The sequence below is a fragment of the Curtobacterium sp. MCPF17_003 genome, from assembly GCF_003224385.1.
Lineage (GTDB): Bacteria > Actinomycetota > Actinomycetes > Actinomycetales > Microbacteriaceae > Curtobacterium > Curtobacterium flaccumfaciens.
Genome location: NZ_QKLC01000004.1, coordinates 235,534 through 250,053, shown reverse-complemented (window position 1 = coordinate 250,053; position 14,520 = coordinate 235,534). Strand labels below are relative to the sequence as shown.

Annotated in this window: 13 protein-coding genes; 3 read left to right on the top strand and 10 right to left on the bottom strand. The window is 70.2% G+C overall.

All coding sequences use genetic code 11. The annotated features are described in order from the left end of the window. Positions 1 to 107: 107 nt before the first annotated feature. The 6 genes from DEJ30_RS06545 to DEJ30_RS06520 all read right to left on the bottom strand — a co-directional run bounded on the left by DEJ30_RS06545 (position 108) and on the right by DEJ30_RS06520 (position 8,189). Complete coding sequence (locus DEJ30_RS06545) at positions 108 to 3,140, bottom strand: glycoside hydrolase family 38 C-terminal domain-containing protein (RefSeq protein WP_110859555.1); 3,033 nt, start codon at positions 3,138 to 3,140, stop codon at positions 108 to 110. A 105-nt stretch (positions 3,141 to 3,245) separates the two neighbouring features. Further along, entirely contained in the window at positions 3,246 to 4,139 is an 894-nt protein-coding gene (locus DEJ30_RS06540) for a carbohydrate ABC transporter permease (protein WP_371836703.1), read from the bottom strand. A gap of 5 nt (positions 4,140 to 4,144) precedes the next feature. Then, on the bottom strand, positions 4,145 to 5,095 hold the full coding sequence (locus DEJ30_RS06535) for a carbohydrate ABC transporter permease (protein ID WP_110859554.1): 951 nt from the start codon (positions 5,093 to 5,095) through the stop codon (positions 4,145 to 4,147). A gap of 107 nt (positions 5,096 to 5,202) precedes the next feature. Then, entirely contained in the window at positions 5,203 to 6,561 is a 1,359-nt protein-coding gene (locus tag DEJ30_RS06530) for an extracellular solute-binding protein (protein WP_110859553.1), read from the bottom strand. Between the two features lie 221 nt (positions 6,562 to 6,782). Beyond that, entirely contained in the window at positions 6,783 to 7,625 is an 843-nt protein-coding gene (locus DEJ30_RS06525; protein ID WP_110859552.1) for a PhzF family phenazine biosynthesis protein, read from the bottom strand. Positions 7,626 to 7,634: 9 nt separating this feature from the next. Then, the gene (locus tag DEJ30_RS06520) at positions 7,635 to 8,189 is read right to left on the bottom strand and encodes a DUF805 domain-containing protein (RefSeq protein ID WP_110859551.1); all 555 of its coding nucleotides are present in this window, start codon (positions 8,187 to 8,189) and stop codon (positions 7,635 to 7,637) included. A 108-nt stretch (positions 8,190 to 8,297) separates the two neighbouring features. Here DEJ30_RS06520 and DEJ30_RS06515 point away from each other — a divergent pair, with 108 nt between their 5' ends. Beyond that, the gene (locus DEJ30_RS06515) at positions 8,298 to 8,810 is read left to right on the top strand and encodes a hypothetical protein (protein ID WP_110859550.1); all 513 of its coding nucleotides are present in this window, start codon (positions 8,298 to 8,300) and stop codon (positions 8,808 to 8,810) included. 155 nt (positions 8,811 to 8,965) lie between these two features. Here DEJ30_RS06515 and DEJ30_RS06510 read toward each other — a convergent pair whose 3' ends face one another. Both DEJ30_RS06510 and DEJ30_RS06505 read right to left on the bottom strand, forming a co-directional pair. Next, a complete protein-coding gene (locus tag DEJ30_RS06510) occupies positions 8,966 to 9,919 on the bottom strand; it encodes a hypothetical protein (protein WP_110859549.1) in 954 nt (317 codons plus the stop codon). 84 nt (positions 9,920 to 10,003) lie between these two features. Continuing rightward, a complete protein-coding gene (locus DEJ30_RS06505; protein ID WP_110859548.1) occupies positions 10,004 to 11,275 on the bottom strand; it encodes an ROK family transcriptional regulator in 1,272 nt (423 codons plus the stop codon). Between the two features lie 85 nt (positions 11,276 to 11,360). On the opposite strand from DEJ30_RS06505, the gene DEJ30_RS06500 reads away from it, so the two are divergent. Both DEJ30_RS06500 and DEJ30_RS06495 read left to right on the top strand, forming a co-directional pair. Then, on the top strand, positions 11,361 to 11,816 hold the full coding sequence (locus DEJ30_RS06500; protein ID WP_027466669.1) for a GNAT family N-acetyltransferase: 456 nt from the start codon (positions 11,361 to 11,363) through the stop codon (positions 11,814 to 11,816). 29 nt (positions 11,817 to 11,845) lie between these two features. After that, a complete protein-coding gene (locus tag DEJ30_RS06495; protein ID WP_258369848.1) occupies positions 11,846 to 12,199 on the top strand; it encodes an MGMT family protein in 354 nt (117 codons plus the stop codon). Positions 12,200 to 12,221: 22 nt separating this feature from the next. On the opposite strand, the gene DEJ30_RS06490 is transcribed toward DEJ30_RS06495, so the two are convergent. Together DEJ30_RS06490 and DEJ30_RS06485 are read right to left on the bottom strand one after the other, a co-directional pair. After that, complete coding sequence (locus DEJ30_RS06490; protein ID WP_110859547.1) at positions 12,222 to 12,650, bottom strand: DUF805 domain-containing protein; 429 nt, start codon at positions 12,648 to 12,650, stop codon at positions 12,222 to 12,224. A gap of 37 nt (positions 12,651 to 12,687) precedes the next feature. Continuing rightward, positions 12,688 to 14,487 (bottom strand): ABC transporter ATP-binding protein, encoded by a 1,800-nt coding sequence (locus DEJ30_RS06485; RefSeq protein ID WP_110859571.1) that lies wholly within the window; start codon positions 14,485 to 14,487, stop codon positions 12,688 to 12,690. Positions 14,488 to 14,520 lie beyond the last annotated feature (33 nt).

Genomic DNA, 14,520 nt, shown 5'->3' with positions numbered 1-14,520 from the left:
AGATGTGTATAAGAGACAGCCCGCACGCAACACGGCGCCGGACGGAACGCACCCGTGTCCCGTCCGGCGCCGCGGTCTCTCCCCGACCGAACGCCGGGCCCGCTGCCTCAGGCCCGACGCACGCGCAGCGTCACGATCTCGAACGGACGCAGGGTCAGCACGACCGGCTCCCCGGCCGACCACGAGCGCTCCAGCGGGCGCTCGAGCAGGTCGACCTGCGACACCGACTCGACGTCGAACCCGAAGGAGACCCCGACGTCCGTCGCCCGGCCCCCGAGCCCCTCGTACAGTCGCACGACGACGTCCCCGGAGCGGTCCTCGGCGAGCTTGACGGCCTCGACGAACACCTGCGGCGACGACACCGTGACGATGGGCGCGACCTCGGCCGACCCGGGGACGCTCCGCACCGGCAGGTTCAGCCGGTACCCGGAGTCGGCGGCGTCGAGCACCGAGTCCCCGATCCGCAGCACCGTCCGGAACACGTGGTGCCCCTGGTCGGCGTTCGGGTCCGGGAACGTCGGCCCGCGCAGCAGCGACTCCCGCACGAGCGTGGTGATCCCGCCGTCCGGCCGGGTCTCGCGCGTGATGTCGTGGCCGTAGGTCGAGTCGTTCGCCACCGCGACGCCGAACCCGGGCTCCGCGACGTGCACCCAGCGGTGTGCCGAGGTCTCGAACCGGGCGTGGTCCCACGAGGTGTTCTGGTGCGTCGGCCGGTCGATGTGCCCGAACTGGATCTCGCTCGAGGCCGACGACGCGAGCACGTCGATCGGGAACGCGAGTTTCAGCAGCTTCTGGTGCTCGTGCCAGTCGACCTCGGTCTCGACGGTCAGCTCCGGTTCGCCCTGCACGGCGGAGTAGCGCGTGGTGAGCGTCGACGATCCGAAGGACCGTTCCACCACGAGCGACGAGCCGTCGACCGAGACGGACGAGGCCGACAGCACCGTGCCGTTGCGCTGGTACGCGCGGTCGATGTCCCACGCCTCCCACTGGTTCGGGGTGTCGCGGAACACCGTGTACTCCGCGGCCGCAGCGCCGGGCGCGATCGCGTCGCGTCCGGTGGCGTGGTCGACGAACGAGACGACGTGGCCGGCAGCGTCGATGGTCGCGGTGACCACGCCGGTGTCGAAGACGAAGCGGTCGCCGCTCCGGACGGGAGGCACGGGGCGCGGCGCGTGGACGACCGAACCTCCCAGGGCGGTCACGTCCCCGGCCGCGACCGGCGAGGCGTTGAAGCGAACGACCGACGCGGCGTCGTCGGTGCCGGCGCGCGCCGTCGTCGCGCTGCCGGCGAGCGCCGTCGTCGCGCTGCCGATCAGCCCCTCGAGCACCTCGGCGACCCGGGCGTACTGCTCCTCGGCGTTCTCGTACACCCACGCGATCGAGGACCCGGGCAGGATGTCGTGGAACTGCTGCAGCAGGACGGTGTGCCAGGCGTCCTCGAGTTCCGCGTACGGGTACTCGCTGCCGAGCCGGACCGCCGCCGTCGCTGCCCAGAGCTCGGCTTCGCGCAGCAGGTGCTCGGAGCGGCGGTTGCCCTGCTTCGTGCGGATCTGCGACGTGTAGGTGCCGCGGTGGAACTCGAGGTACATCTCCCCCGACCAGACCCCCGGCGTCGGCAGCTCGGCCTCGAGCTGCTCGAACACCTGCGCCGGCGTGCCGAGCGTGACGTGTGGCGACCCGTCGAGGTCGTGCTGCCGGTGTGCGGCGCCGACCATCTCGCGGGTGGGACCGCCGCCGCCGTCCCCGAAGCCGTACAGGAGCATCGAGGTGTTCGCGGTGCCGCGTTCCTTGTTGTTCCGTTCACCGCGGCGCAGGTCGGCGGGCGAGACGTCGGAGTTGTAGGTGTCGGCCGGGGGCAGGTGCGTCAGGACGCGCGAGCCGTCGATGCCCTCCCAGTGGAACGAGGTGTGCGGGATGACGTTCGTCTCGTTCCACGACGGCTTCTGGGTGACGAACCACTTCGACCCTGCGGCGCGGACGATCTGCGGCAGGGCGCCCGAGTAGCCGAACGAGTCGGGGAGCCAGGCCTCCGGGGTGTCGATGCCGAACTCCTCCAGGAAGAAGCGCTTGCCGGCGACGAACTGGCGGGCCAGGGCCTCACCGCCGGGCAGGTTGGTGTCCGACTCGACCCACATGCCGCCGACCGGGATCCACCGGCCCTCGGCGACCCGCTGCTTGATGCGGGTCCAGATGGAGGGGTACTCGTCGCGGATCCAGGCGTACTGCTGCGCGGACGAGCAGGCGAAGGTGAAGTCGGGGTCGCGGTCCATCAGGTCGAGCACGTTCGAGAACGTCCGCGCGCACTTGCGCTTCGTCTCGCGCACGGGCCACAGCCAGGCGGAGTCGATGTGGGCGTGCCCGACGGCGATCGCGCGGTGGGCGGCGGGGCTGGCGGGGACGGCGAGCACCGGTGCCAGGACCTGACGGGCGTCCGCGGCGGTGCCGGCGACGTCGTCCGGGTCCAGCGCGTCGGCGGCGCGTTCGAGTGCCCGCAGGATGTCGGCGCCGCGGGTGCCGTCGGTGGGGAGCTCCGCCATCAGCCCGCGCAGCACCCAGAGGTCCTGCTGCAGTTCCCACACGGTGTCGTCGCGCTCGACGACCTCGAGGGCCTTCAGACGGTAGATCGGGTCGTCGCCGGCGGTGGAGCGCGAGCCGAGCGGGGTCGCACCCTGGAACGAGTCGCCGCCGATGTCCGGGTTCGCCCCCGCCTCGATCCAGAGTTCGAAGGACTCCCCCGGGCCGACCTCGAGCGGCACGGTGTCGTTCCGCGGCTCGATCGCCTTGATCGTGGAGCCGTCGGCGCGGAACGCGAGTCCCTCGGCCTGGAACCCGGGCTGCCGCTTGGTGAACCCCAGGTCGACGAGGAGCTCGGCGGTGGTCCCCGGCGCGGTGCCGAAGTCCGCCGGTACACTACCGGTCACCCGGAACCACGTCGTGCCCCACGGGCGTCCGCCCCAGTGCGACCCCACCGCAAACGGTGTGTACGTCTCGCCCACGGCGGCGTCGAACGGCACCGGTTCACCCGGCACCTCCCACGCCTCGATCGTCACCGGCGCCGAGCGACGGAGGACGGCGGGGTCGACACGGTCGCGCACGAGGCGGGCGATCCGGGCCTCGACGAGCGGTTCGTCCTGGTGCATGTGCTTCCTTTCTGGTTCGCGGGACACCGGTGTTCGCGGATCGGACCGCGGTTCGCGGGTGTTCGACGTGCGGACACCGGTGTCTTGCGGGGGTGGGGGCCGGCGTCAGCCCTTGATGCCGCCGGCGAGGGCGTTGCCGCCGCCGAGGCCTCGGGACACGATCACGTAGAGGGCGATGACGGGCACGGAGTAGACGATCGAGAACGCGGCGAGCTGGCCGTACGCCACCGCCCCGTTCTGCCCGAAGAAGTTGAAGATGCTCACCGCGGCGGGCACCTTCTCGGGCGAGAGCAGCAGCACGAAGGGGACGAAGAAGTTCCCCCACGCCTGGATGAACACGAAGATGAAGACGACCGCGATGCCCGGACGCATGAGCGGGATCACGATGCGGGTCAGGGTGGTGAGCATCGAGGCGCCGTCGGTCCACGCCGCTTCTTCCAGCGAGATCGGCACCGAGTCCATGAAGTTCTTCGCCATCCAGATCGCCATCGGCAGCGACGTGGCGGCGAGGAAGAAGATGCAGCCCCACACGTTGTCGATCAGGTTGAGCGACACGAACAGCGCGTAGACGGGCACCATCATCGCGGTGATCGGCAGACCGGTGCCGAACAGGATGCTGTACAGGAACGGCTTGTTGACGCGCATCTTGTACCGGGACAGCGGGTACGCGGCGAGCAGCGCGAACACCACGGTGACGACCGCGGTGCCGCCGGAGAGCAGCAGGCTGTTCGCGAGCGGGATGAACGACAGCTCGGGGGTGAGCACCTTCGCGAAGTTGTCGAGGGTGAACTGCGAGGGCAGCTTCACCGACAGCGACGCCTGGGTGTCGAACGAGGCGAGCACGAGCCAGAGCAGCGGCACCGCGAAGCACACCGCGATGACGAGCAGCACGGTGTTCGACACCCACCGCATCGTGCGGCCGCGCGGCGACGTCATGTGCATCGACCCCGGTGCGGTCACCGAGCGGGTCGTGGTCTGGTCGAGGGACGGGGCTGTCATGGCCATCAGTCCACCTCCGGCTTGAGTGCCCGGATGTAGATGATCGAGAAGACCGCCCCCACCACGAGCAGGATGGTCGCGATCGCGGTCCCGAAGCCGAGCTGCGAGAACTTGAACGCCTCCTGGTACGCCAGGATCGGCAGGGTCGACGAGTTCGTGCCCGGACCGCCGCCGGTCATCACGAAGATCAGCGTGAAGACCGACAGGGTCTGCAGCGTCGTGAGCATGAGGTTCGTCGAGATGCTCCGACGGATCACCGGGAGCGTGATGTAGACGAGCCGCTGCCAGCCGGTGGCTCCGTCGACCTCGGCGGACTCGGTGATCTCCTCCGGGACCTCCTGCACGGCGGCCGAGTAGACGAGCATCGAGAACGCGGTGCCACGCCAGATGTTCGCCAGGATCACGGCGAGCATCGGGTACGTGTAGAGCCAGTTCGCGCCGGTGACCCCGATCGACGCCAGGAACGTGTTGAGCGTCCCCTCGTCGTTGAAGAACGCGTACGCCGCGAAGGACGCCACGATCTCCGGCAGGACCCACGCGGCGACCACGAAGGTGCCGACGATCGCCCGGACGGCCTTGTTGGCCGAGCGCATCAGCAGGGCCAACCCGAGGCCGAGCACGTTCTGTCCCACCACGGCCGAGGCCAGCAGGAAGACGACGGTCAGGATGACGGACTTCGGGAAGTCCGGGTCCTGGAACAGCTCGACGTAGTTCTGGAACCCGACGAACTGCTGGTCGGCCGCGCTGGCGCCGGTCAGTGCGGAGTTGGTGAACGACCCGTAGAACGACGAGATGACGGGGCCGAGCAGGAAGATGACGAGGAGGACCAGGGCGGGGATGAGCGGAACCGCTCGTCCGACGTTCCGCAGTGGTCGCCGCTTCCGCGGCACGGGTGGATCGGTGCGCTTCGGCGCACCGGGCGCCGACAGCGTCGGCGCGAGGGGGGTGCTGGACACGATGGGTGCCTTCCGGGTGCGGAGGGGTTCCGAAGGTGGGGAAGGGCGGACGGGAGGCGCGGTGCGGGACCGCCCCGCGCCTCCAGGCCGTCAATGGGTGACGTCCGTCAACCAGCGGAGACGGTGTTCTCCTTGCCGACCACCTGCGTGACGGCCTTGTCGTAGGCGGCAGCCGCGTCCTTCGGCGACTGCTGACCGGTCATGACCGCTTCCATCGCGACCTGGATCGCATTGGACACCTGCGAGTAGTCACTCGTCGCCGGGCGGAAGTTGGTGTTCTCCACCAACCCCGAGAAGAACTTGAACGTCGGGTTCGCCGCCGTGTAGGCCGGGTCGTCCGCGACGTCCTTGCGGACGGCGATCTGACTGTTCTCGGTGTCGTACTTCAGCGAACCGTCCTTGTCGAGGAAGCTCGTGATGAAGTCGAACGCCGCCTGCGGGTTCTTCGACTTCGCGCCGACCGCCAGGGTCCAGCCGCCGGACATCGAGTTGTAGCCGGGAGCCTGCCCGTTCTGGGTCGGCATGGGTGCCTGGCCCATCACGTCGTTCCACTCGGGCCACGGCGCGGTGCCGGACTTCAGCCACGTGCCGGACTGCCACGAACCGTCCAGGTCGATCGCGAGCTTGCCCTTCGGCAACCACGTCTGGGCGATGGTCGTGCCGACGTTCGTGTCGAGCGCCTGCTGCGGTGTCGGGCCGAGGCCGCCCTGGTAGACGTCCTTCACGAACTTGAGCGAGTCCTCGAACTGCTTCGAGCCGGTGACCCACTTCTTGTCCTTGTACAGGGTGTTGCCGGAGCCGTCGGCGCCGTACAGGAGCATCTCGAAGCCCTGCATGGTCGAGGCCTCGCCCTGCGCCTTGCCCGAGTAGATGTTGAACGGGATGACGTCGGGCTGCTTGTCCTTGATGGTCTTCGCCGCTGCGAGCACGTCGTCCCAGGTCTTCGGCTTCCACGGGACCTCGAGCCCGGCCTTCTCGAAGATGTCCTTGTTGTACCAGAGGGCTCGGGTGTCGGTGCCCATCGGGACGCCGTAGATCTTGCCGTCGTCACCCTGCCCGGCCTGCTTGGCGTTGTCGAAGAACTGGTCCCACTCGTCCCACTTGTCCGTGTACTCGTCGAGTGGCAGCAGGTAGCCCGCCTCGGCATCGGCCTTGACGAGGAACGTGTCCTCGTACATGACGTCCGGGGCGGTGGCCGGCGCCTTGTTCATGAGCGCGAGCTTCGTGTAGTAGTCGTTGCCCTGCGCCTGGATGGGCACGAGGGTGACCTTCTTGCCGGGGTTGTCCTTCTCGTACTGCTTCTTGACGACCTTCATCTGGGCGTCGAGCTGCTGGAAGGCGCCGAACTTCTGGTACGCGATCTTGATCGTGTCGCTCGAGGCGGACCCCGAGCTCGAGCAGCCAGCCAGACCGACTGCGGCCACGGCCACAGCTGCGAGTCCGGCGATGATGCGGGTGCGTTTCATCGGTGCTCCTTTGCACGGGTGATGTCCGCGGGCACCATCGCCCGCGCGCAGTATTAGTCCACCGTATTGACTTAACCGTGTCAAGGAGTTTCTGGGGCGGAATCGGGCGTGCCGGGCGGAATCGGGCGTACCGGGTCGAATCGGGCGTACCGGGTCGGAAGTTTCGACCAGGTACGCCCGATTCCGCTTCCCATCGCGTGCGTTCTGGGAAGGAACGTCTGTCAGGAGATCGGGGTCGCGCTCCCCGTCACCGTGATCCCGCCGGCCTCGGGCACGTCCACGAGCAGCAGACTCGGACGCCCGACGTGCCGCCCCTGCCGGATCGTGACGCGGTCGCCCGGCTGCGCTGCACCGATCTGCCGCAGGTACGCCCCGGTCGACGCCGCGGCCGATCCCGTCGCCGGGTCCTCGGTGATGCGCCCGGCGGGGAACAGGTTGCGCGCCTCGTACTCCCGGTCGCCGGTGCGGTACAGCACCGTGACGGTCCCCGCCCAGCCGGCCTCGCGCTTGAGCTCGGCGAGGGGCCCCGGCGCGAACCGGAACTGGTGGAACAGCTCGCGGTCGTGCAGCACGAGGACCGGGTTCCAGTTTCCGGCGAAGGACTCCAGCACCGGGAACCCCGCAGCGATGTCCGCGGCCTCGAGTCCGAGCATGTCGAACAGTCGAGCCAGCAGGGCCGGCTCGATGTCCCGCGTCGCCGGCTCGACACTGGTCATCGCGACCTGCACCGCGCCGTCCGAACCGACGGTCGCATCGAGGGCGACCTCGCCGGCCAGGGTCGTGAACACCCGGCCGCCCGGCCCCTCGCGTTCCGCCAGCGCGACGGCCAGTGCAACGGTGGCGTGCCCGCAGAACGGGACCTCGGCGCTCGGCGAGAAGTAGCGGACGCGTGGCCCGGTCACCGTCGCACCGACGACGAAGGCGGTCTCGGGGTACCCGACCTGCCGGGCGATCGCGAGCATCTGGTCGTCGGTCAGTCCGGCCGCGTCGAGCACGAGCCCGGCTGGGTTGCCACCGCCCGGCTCGGCGGCGAACGCGGTGTACCGGAGGATCTCCTGCTGCATGCCCCGACGCTACTGCGGCGTCACGACCGGGTGCGCGGGCCGATCGCCCACGGGTGGCCCGGACTGCTGCGGTGCCGCGGGTGGCTCCGAGGGCAGCGCGAGGAACACGGCGAGCGCGATGTTGCCGGCGGGCACGAGGTACAGCAGGACCCACCAACCGGATCGGTTCGTGTCGTGGAGCCGCCGCACCGCGATGGCGATCCAGGGCAGCAGCGCCGCGAGCCCGACGACCACGAAGACGCCCAAAGCGGCCTTGGCGAAGACCGGCATCGACGTGAGCAGGAACCACCAGACCGGGAACGGGTTGAAGGACTGCATCGCCTGGTCGAGGACGCGCGTCTCGTCCGGGCTCGGCACGGTCGGCGGCGTCATGAAGAGTCCGACGCCGTACACGATGTTGATCGCAGCGGAGATGATCGCCCACCAGAGCGCCCACCACCAGAACTCGGCGCGAGCGGCACGACCCCGGAACACGAGGTACCCCCGCCAGAACCGCGAGAACGAGGCGGGGAACGTCGCCTGGTGCCAGGGGACTCCGACCGGTGGCTGCTGCGTCTGGTGCACCGAACCTGCTTACCGAAGCGACCTGAGCAAGCGGGTGGGGGTAACCCCCGGCCGCTTCCGGGTGCGCACGTGATGTTTCAGCGCCGCGACCGTCGCGAGACTGGATCCATGAGCACCGACACGCGCCCCACCACCGCCCGCCGCACCCTCCGGATCGCCCTCGCCTCCACCGCCGCGGTGTCCGCCCTGCTGCTGACCGCCGGCTGCAGCGCGATCCAGGACATCGTGCCGAACAAGACCCCGCAGAAGCACTTCGACGCGTACTCCGACGCCCCACGTTCCGGGGAGTCCGAGGACCTGGCGTTCTTCATGCCGAAGTGGGTGCCGGAGGACGCGAAGGACATCGATGTCCGCCTCCACGTCTCCCAGCCCGGGTACGTCATCGGGTTCGCGTCGAAGGACGGCGTCGACGTGGACGACTGCACCGCGCTCGATGAGTCGTACGGCGGCACGGCGATGACCGCCGACTTCCTGCCCGAGGAGATCCCGAGCAAGGGCCTGGTCACCTGCGGCGACGGTCGCGCGGTCACCGAGATCGACGGCCGCTGGTACGGCTGGACCACGAAGGACGCCATCCCCGGTCAGGACGACACCCAGACCATGCACGGTTCGGCGCACTGACCCCGCCCCGCTGTCGGCCGGGAGGCGTGGAGCGGCCCCGCACCGTGCCTCCCGTCCGCCCTGGGGCCGGCCCCACCGCCCATGGCGTGCAGAAACGGTCGGGTCCCCGCTGCTGACCCGACCGTTCCTGCACACGGAGTGGGCGGAAGGCCGTGTCAGCGCTCCGTGACCTCCGAGAAGTCCGGCGTCCCGTCGGGCAGCGCGGGCAGGGGCGTGCCGTCGACGTAGCGGGGCCACGCCAGCGCACGGGAGGCTGCGGGACGGGTCGCGTAGCGACGACCGTCGGACGCGACGACCGTGTCGGGGGCCGGCGTCGGCGTCGGTGGCGACGCGGGCGGGACGGGCGCGGCGAGCAGCGGAGCCGCGGGCACGGGAGCGTCGGGCGTCGGCGTCGCGCTCCATGCCGGCTGCGGGTCGGGCACCGACCACGTCGCCGACGGCACCGCGGCCCGCGGACGGAACAGTGCGTTGCTGAGCGGCACCACGACGGTCCCGAGCAGGTCGAGGATCACCACCACCCAGACGAGCCGCCAGTAGCCCCGCGCGTAGTCGACGTCCGGCGCGAGCAACGGGATCGAGAGCAGCAGTGCGAGCAGGGCGATCACGCCGACGGTGGCCTTGGCCACGACCTGCAGCGCTGGGGTCGGGTAGCGGCGATGGATGACGAGCAGCAGGTGCACGTGCAGCAGTGCCACCCGGGCCACGCCGACGAGCCACATCCAGTGCCAGAAACGCTCCAGGACGAGCCAGATCCCGTCGTCGTCGGCCAACGGGCTGCTCGGCACGATCCACACCTTGACCAGCCCGGCGACGAGCAGGTACATCGACGTGACGATGCTCACGAAGGCGAAGGTCCCCGACCGCCTGGACGAGACGTCGGCGTCGTACCAGGACAGCAGCGCGAAGACGACCACCACCACGACGGTCAGGAGCAGCTGCACCGCGACCCGTCCGAAGTCGCCGATCAGTACCGCGATGATCCCGATGAGTCCCGCGGCGACGACCGCGCCGATGATGGTCCGGAAGACGAGCGGGCGCACCCGGGCCCACCGCGGGTCCATCGCGTCGGTCGCATTCGCCGCGTCCGTGGCCTGCGTCGTGTTCGTCATGCGTCCCCCACCGTTCCCCGCCTCGGGGCGGATCGTCGATCGGCAGCGTAGCGGGCCGAGGCGGGTACGACGCGGCGTGCGGACTCAGCGCCGGATTAGCAGGGTGCTGGCCCGTGGCGAGAGCGCGGCGTCGAGCACCAGGCAGGCGGCACCCACGGCGGCGACGTCGGCACCGCGGTCGCTCTCCACCACCTGCACGGCGTGCTTCGGCACGAGCAACGGCGACCCGACGATGGCGGTCCGCGCGGCCGGCAGAGCAGCACTCGCGATGCGCGACCAGAACGGGCCGCCGAACACCACGCGGTCGATGTCGAGCAGGTTCACGATGAGGACGACGGCGTTGCCCATGACGGTGCCGGCATCGGCCGCGAGCGTGACGGCGGTGTCGTCCCCGTCCGCGATCGCCACGGCGAGTTCGTCCCACGCGGCGTTCACAGCGTCGACATCGGCGGCGTCTGCATCGGCATCGGCGACCGCGCCGCCGCCCGACAACCCGAGCCCCCGCGACCGGGCGATCCGCACCAGCCGGTCCGGCGCGACGGCTGCACCGACCTCGCCGCGCGTGCCCGAGCCGTCCGGGGTGCCCGCGAGCGACCCCTGGTCGACCATGATGTGCCCGGCGTCGCCCGCGTTGGACCCCACCCCGCGCACGGGTTCGTGGTCGACGACGAGCCCGACGCCGAACCCGGTGCCGAAGTACACGAACGCGAAGTTCCGGGCCGAGGATTCCCCCGCCAGGAACATCTCGCCGACCGCGGCAGCCGTGACGTCCTTCTCGAGCAGGACCGGGTACCCGGTGGCCTCGGCGAGCGCATCGCGCAGCGGCACGTCCCGCCACCGGGGCAGGAACGGCGGGTCGACCACGATGCCCGCCTCGACGTCGATGGGTCCGGGACTCGCGATCCCGACTCCGAGCACGCTGTCGACGGCCACCCCGGCGTCGGCGACGAGCCCGTCGACGGCCGAGGCGATGGTGCGCACCACCTCGGACGGGTCGTCGGCCGTGGGGGTCGAGGTGGTGGACGCGGCGACGACGGTGCCGGCGAGGTCGAGCAGCACGTAGGTGACGACGGCCGGGTCGACGTGCACGCCGACCGCGTACCGGCTGCCCGGTTCGAGCCGCAGGATCGTGCGGGGCTTGCCGCGACCGGACACGACGGTGCCGGACTCGACGATCATGCCGGCCTCGATCAGGAACCGGGTGACGTTCGACACGGTCTGCGCGCTCAGTCCGGTGCGGGCTGCGAGTTCGACGCGGCTCAGGCCGTCGGGTGAGCGGCGGACGGCGTCGAGGACCACGGTGCGGTTGAACCCGCCGATCGACGGGAGGTTCGCTCCGCGTCGATGCTCTGCCATGCCGCGACCATACCGCGGCAACGGTGCGGTCTCGGTCTGCCGTCGTCTCTGGCTTCCGCACGGTCTGCACCGTTAGCCTGGCCGCATGTCCGACCTGCGCCTGGAAGAACTCTCCGCGAAGACCGCTGCCGCGGCCAACTCCCTGACGCTCAAGCCGGGCCAGGAACAGTTCGTGCAGCCGACCACCTACGGGGTCGCCGAGTCCGACGTCAAGCCGAGCTCCGCGTGGACCCGTGTCGTCCTCGACGACGACGAGGTCCTCGGACTGATCATCGGTTCGTTCGACGCCGACAACGCGCAGGAAGAGCTGCGCAGCTGCATCTGGCGCGTCAACGTGGCGGCGAGCGCACAGGGCCGGGGCGTCGGTCGCTTCGCCGTGCACGGCCTGGCGGACGAGGCACGCAGCCGCGGGTTCGAGCGGCTGACGGTCGTGTACGAGCCGGGCGGTGACGACAGCCCCGAGGCGTTCTTCCGCGCCGTGGGCTTCGAGGTCGTGCGCGAGACCCAGTACGGCGACCACTTCGCGGTCCTGACGCTCTAGCGCTCTCCGACGCCGTGCCCTCCGACGACGTGGCATCCGACGCCGTGCCGTCCGACGATGCCACCGTCGACTTCGGCGCCGCCGTCGCCGAGGTGGTGCGGATGATCCCGCCGGGTCACGTCATGACGTACGGCGACGTCGCCGCAGCCCTCGGGTCGCGGGCGTCGCGTGCCGTCGGCAAGGTGATGGCGCACGAGGGCGCCGACCTGCCGTGGTGGCGCGTGGTGCGCGCGGGCGGGCACCCGCCGCTCCACCACGAGGCCCGGGCACTCGAGCACTACCGCGTCGAGGGGACGCCGCTCGTGCAGGGGACGTCGGCCTGGAGGCTCGACATGCGTCGTGCGCGCTGGTCACCCAGCACGGACGCGGACGACCCGTTCTGACCTCGCGCCACGCAGGTCGGCCTCAGCGGTCGAAGCGCGCACCCTTCGGGTTCGCGGGCAGCAGGCACAGCACGTACACGATGAGCGAGCCGAGGCCCGGCAGCACGTGCAGGAACTGCCAGAAGCCGGACAGGTTCGCGTCGTGCAGCCGTCGGGCGCCGAGCGCGAGCGACCCGATGAGCGTCGCGAGCACCCACAGCATGAACAGGTACGAGCCGACGGGGTTCTCGAGCGCCGGGGAGTCCGGCGTGAACACCTGCGGCACGAGCTGCAGCACGAGTCCGATCGCGAACGACGTCAGCCACCACCACCAGAACTCGGCGCGCGATGCCCGTCCGGTGAACACGGTGTACTTCCGCCAGAACCGTCGGACGGCCTCGGTGAAGGGGGCACCGTAGAAGGGGTCGTGCAGGGCGACGCCGCCGGGCTGCACCACGCTGTCGTTGCTCATGGAGCAAGCCAACCACGTGGTGCAGCCCGATCGGGGCCTAGACGAGCGAGTCGCGCCAGGCCGCGTGCAGCTGGGCGAACCGTCCGGTGCCGGCGATGAGGTCGGCGGGGGTGCCGTCCTCGACGATCCGGCCGTGTTCCATCACGAGCACCCGGTGGGCGATCGCGACGGTGGACAGGCGGTGCGCGATGATCACCGCGGTGCGGTCGGCGAGCAGGGTCTCCAGGCCCTCTTGCACCAGTCGCTCCGAGGGGATGTCGAGCGACGCCGTGGCCTCGTCGAGGATGAGCACCTTCGGGTCCGCGATGAACGCCCGCGCGAACGAGAGCAGCTGCCGCTGGCCCGCCGAGACACGGCCACCGCGCTTGTTCACGTCGGTGTCGTACCCGTCGGGCAGCGCCATGATGAACTCGTGCGCGCCGACGGCCTTGGCGCTCGCCTCGATCTCCTCGCGAGACGCACCGGGCTTGCCGAGCGCGATGTTGTCCGCGACGGTGCCGGAGAACAGGTACGCCTCTTGCGTGACCATGACGATCGCGCGGCGCATGTCCTTCGTGTCGAGGTCGCGCAGGTCCACACCGTCGAGCTTGACCGAGCCCTGCGTCGGGTCGTAGAAGCGCGCCATGAGCTTGGCGAGCGTCGACTTGCCGGCACCGGTGGACCCGACGAGGGCGATGGTCTGCCCCGACGGGATGTGCAGGTCGAACTCCGGCAGCACGACCTTGCCCTTGTTGTAGGCGAAGACGACCTCGTCGAAGTCCATCTTCCCGGTGGCGTCCGCCAGACGGGTGGGTTTCACGGGGTCCGGCACGCTCGGCCGTTCCTCGAGGACGCCGGAGATCTTCTCCATCGCCGCCGAGGCCGACTGGTACCCGTTGTAGAACATCGCGAGTTCCTGCGCCGGGTCGAAGAAGCGCTTGGCGTACAGCGCGACCGCGAGCAGCGCACCGACCTCGAGCGTCCCGCCGACGATCCGGAAACCACCGACGATGACGACCGCGGCCAGCGTCGCGTTGCCGATGAGCACGAGCACCGGGTCGAACGTGCCGAACAGGTTGAACACCTTCGTGTTCGCCACCCGGTAGTCCTCGACGAAGCCGCCGTACTCGTCACGGTTGCGGGACTCCTTGCGGAACGCCTGCACCGCTCGGATGCCCGTCATCGTCTCGACGAAGTGCACGATCACGCGCGCCGAGGTGACGCGGGTGGCGCGGAACAGCGTCTGCGAGTTCGTCTGGAACCAGCGGATCAGGAACCAGAGCGGCACGAGCGACACCGCGAGCACGAGCCCGGACGTCGGGTCGAGCAGCACCAGGGCCACGGCGGTGAACACCATGTACAGCACGCCCTGGATCAGCTGGTTCAGCCCGGAGTCGAGCAGCTCGCGGATCGAGTCGAGGTCACTCGTCTGGCGCGAGATGATCCGGCCCGACGTGTAGGTCTCGTGGAACTCGAGCGAGAGCCGCTGCGTGTGCAGGAACACCCGCTTGCGCAGGTCGAACAGGATCGCCTGGCTGATCCGTGCCGCGAGCACCGTGTACCAGGCCGTCAGCACCGCACCGAGGACGGCCACGACGATGTACGTCGCGACGACGCCGAACGCCGGCACCCAGTCGTTCTGGTCCATCACCGCGGGCAGGGCGTTGTCGATGCCCCACGCGATGAGCGCCGGACCCGCGACGGTGCCGGCGGTCGAGACCACGACCACGATGCCGAGCAGCACCAGCCGGAGCTTCAGCGGTGCGGCGAGGGACCCGAGCAGGGCGAGGGACCGGCGCCGCAGGCGCTTGCTCTCGGCCTTCGTGAAGTCCTCACGCTCCTCGCCGCGCACGCCCATGGTGGTGATCGAGGCGGTGACGGGGGCGGCAGC

What these genes read in the sequence shown, in the direction of transcription:
- DEJ30_RS06545 (WP_110859555.1), bottom strand. Translation starts at nt 3,140, where the DNA reads ATGCACCAGGACGAACCGCTCGTCGAGGCCCGGATCGCCCGCCTCGTG.
- DEJ30_RS06540 (WP_371836703.1), bottom strand. Translation starts at nt 4,139, where the DNA reads ATGACAGCCCCGTCCCTCGACCAGACCACGACCCGCTCGGTGACCGCA.
- DEJ30_RS06530 (WP_110859553.1), bottom strand. Translation starts at nt 6,561, where the DNA reads ATGAAACGCACCCGCATCATCGCCGGACTCGCAGCTGTGGCCGTGGCC.
- DEJ30_RS06525 (WP_110859552.1), bottom strand. Translation starts at nt 7,625, where the DNA reads ATGCAGCAGGAGATCCTCCGGTACACCGCGTTCGCCGCCGAGCCGGGC.
- DEJ30_RS06515 (WP_110859550.1), top strand. Translation starts at nt 8,298, where the DNA reads ATGAGCACCGACACGCGCCCCACCACCGCCCGCCGCACCCTCCGGATC.
- DEJ30_RS06510 (WP_110859549.1), bottom strand. Translation starts at nt 9,919, where the DNA reads ATGACGAACACGACGCAGGCCACGGACGCGGCGAATGCGACCGACGCG.
- DEJ30_RS06505 (WP_110859548.1), bottom strand. Translation starts at nt 11,275, where the DNA reads ATGGCAGAGCATCGACGCGGAGCGAACCTCCCGTCGATCGGCGGGTTC.
- DEJ30_RS06500 (WP_027466669.1), top strand. Translation starts at nt 11,361, where the DNA reads ATGTCCGACCTGCGCCTGGAAGAACTCTCCGCGAAGACCGCTGCCGCG.
- DEJ30_RS06490 (WP_110859547.1), bottom strand. Translation starts at nt 12,650, where the DNA reads ATGAGCAACGACAGCGTGGTGCAGCCCGGCGGCGTCGCCCTGCACGAC.
- DEJ30_RS06485 (WP_110859571.1), bottom strand. Translation starts at nt 14,487, where the DNA reads ATGGGCGTGCGCGGCGAGGAGCGTGAGGACTTCACGAAGGCCGAGAGC.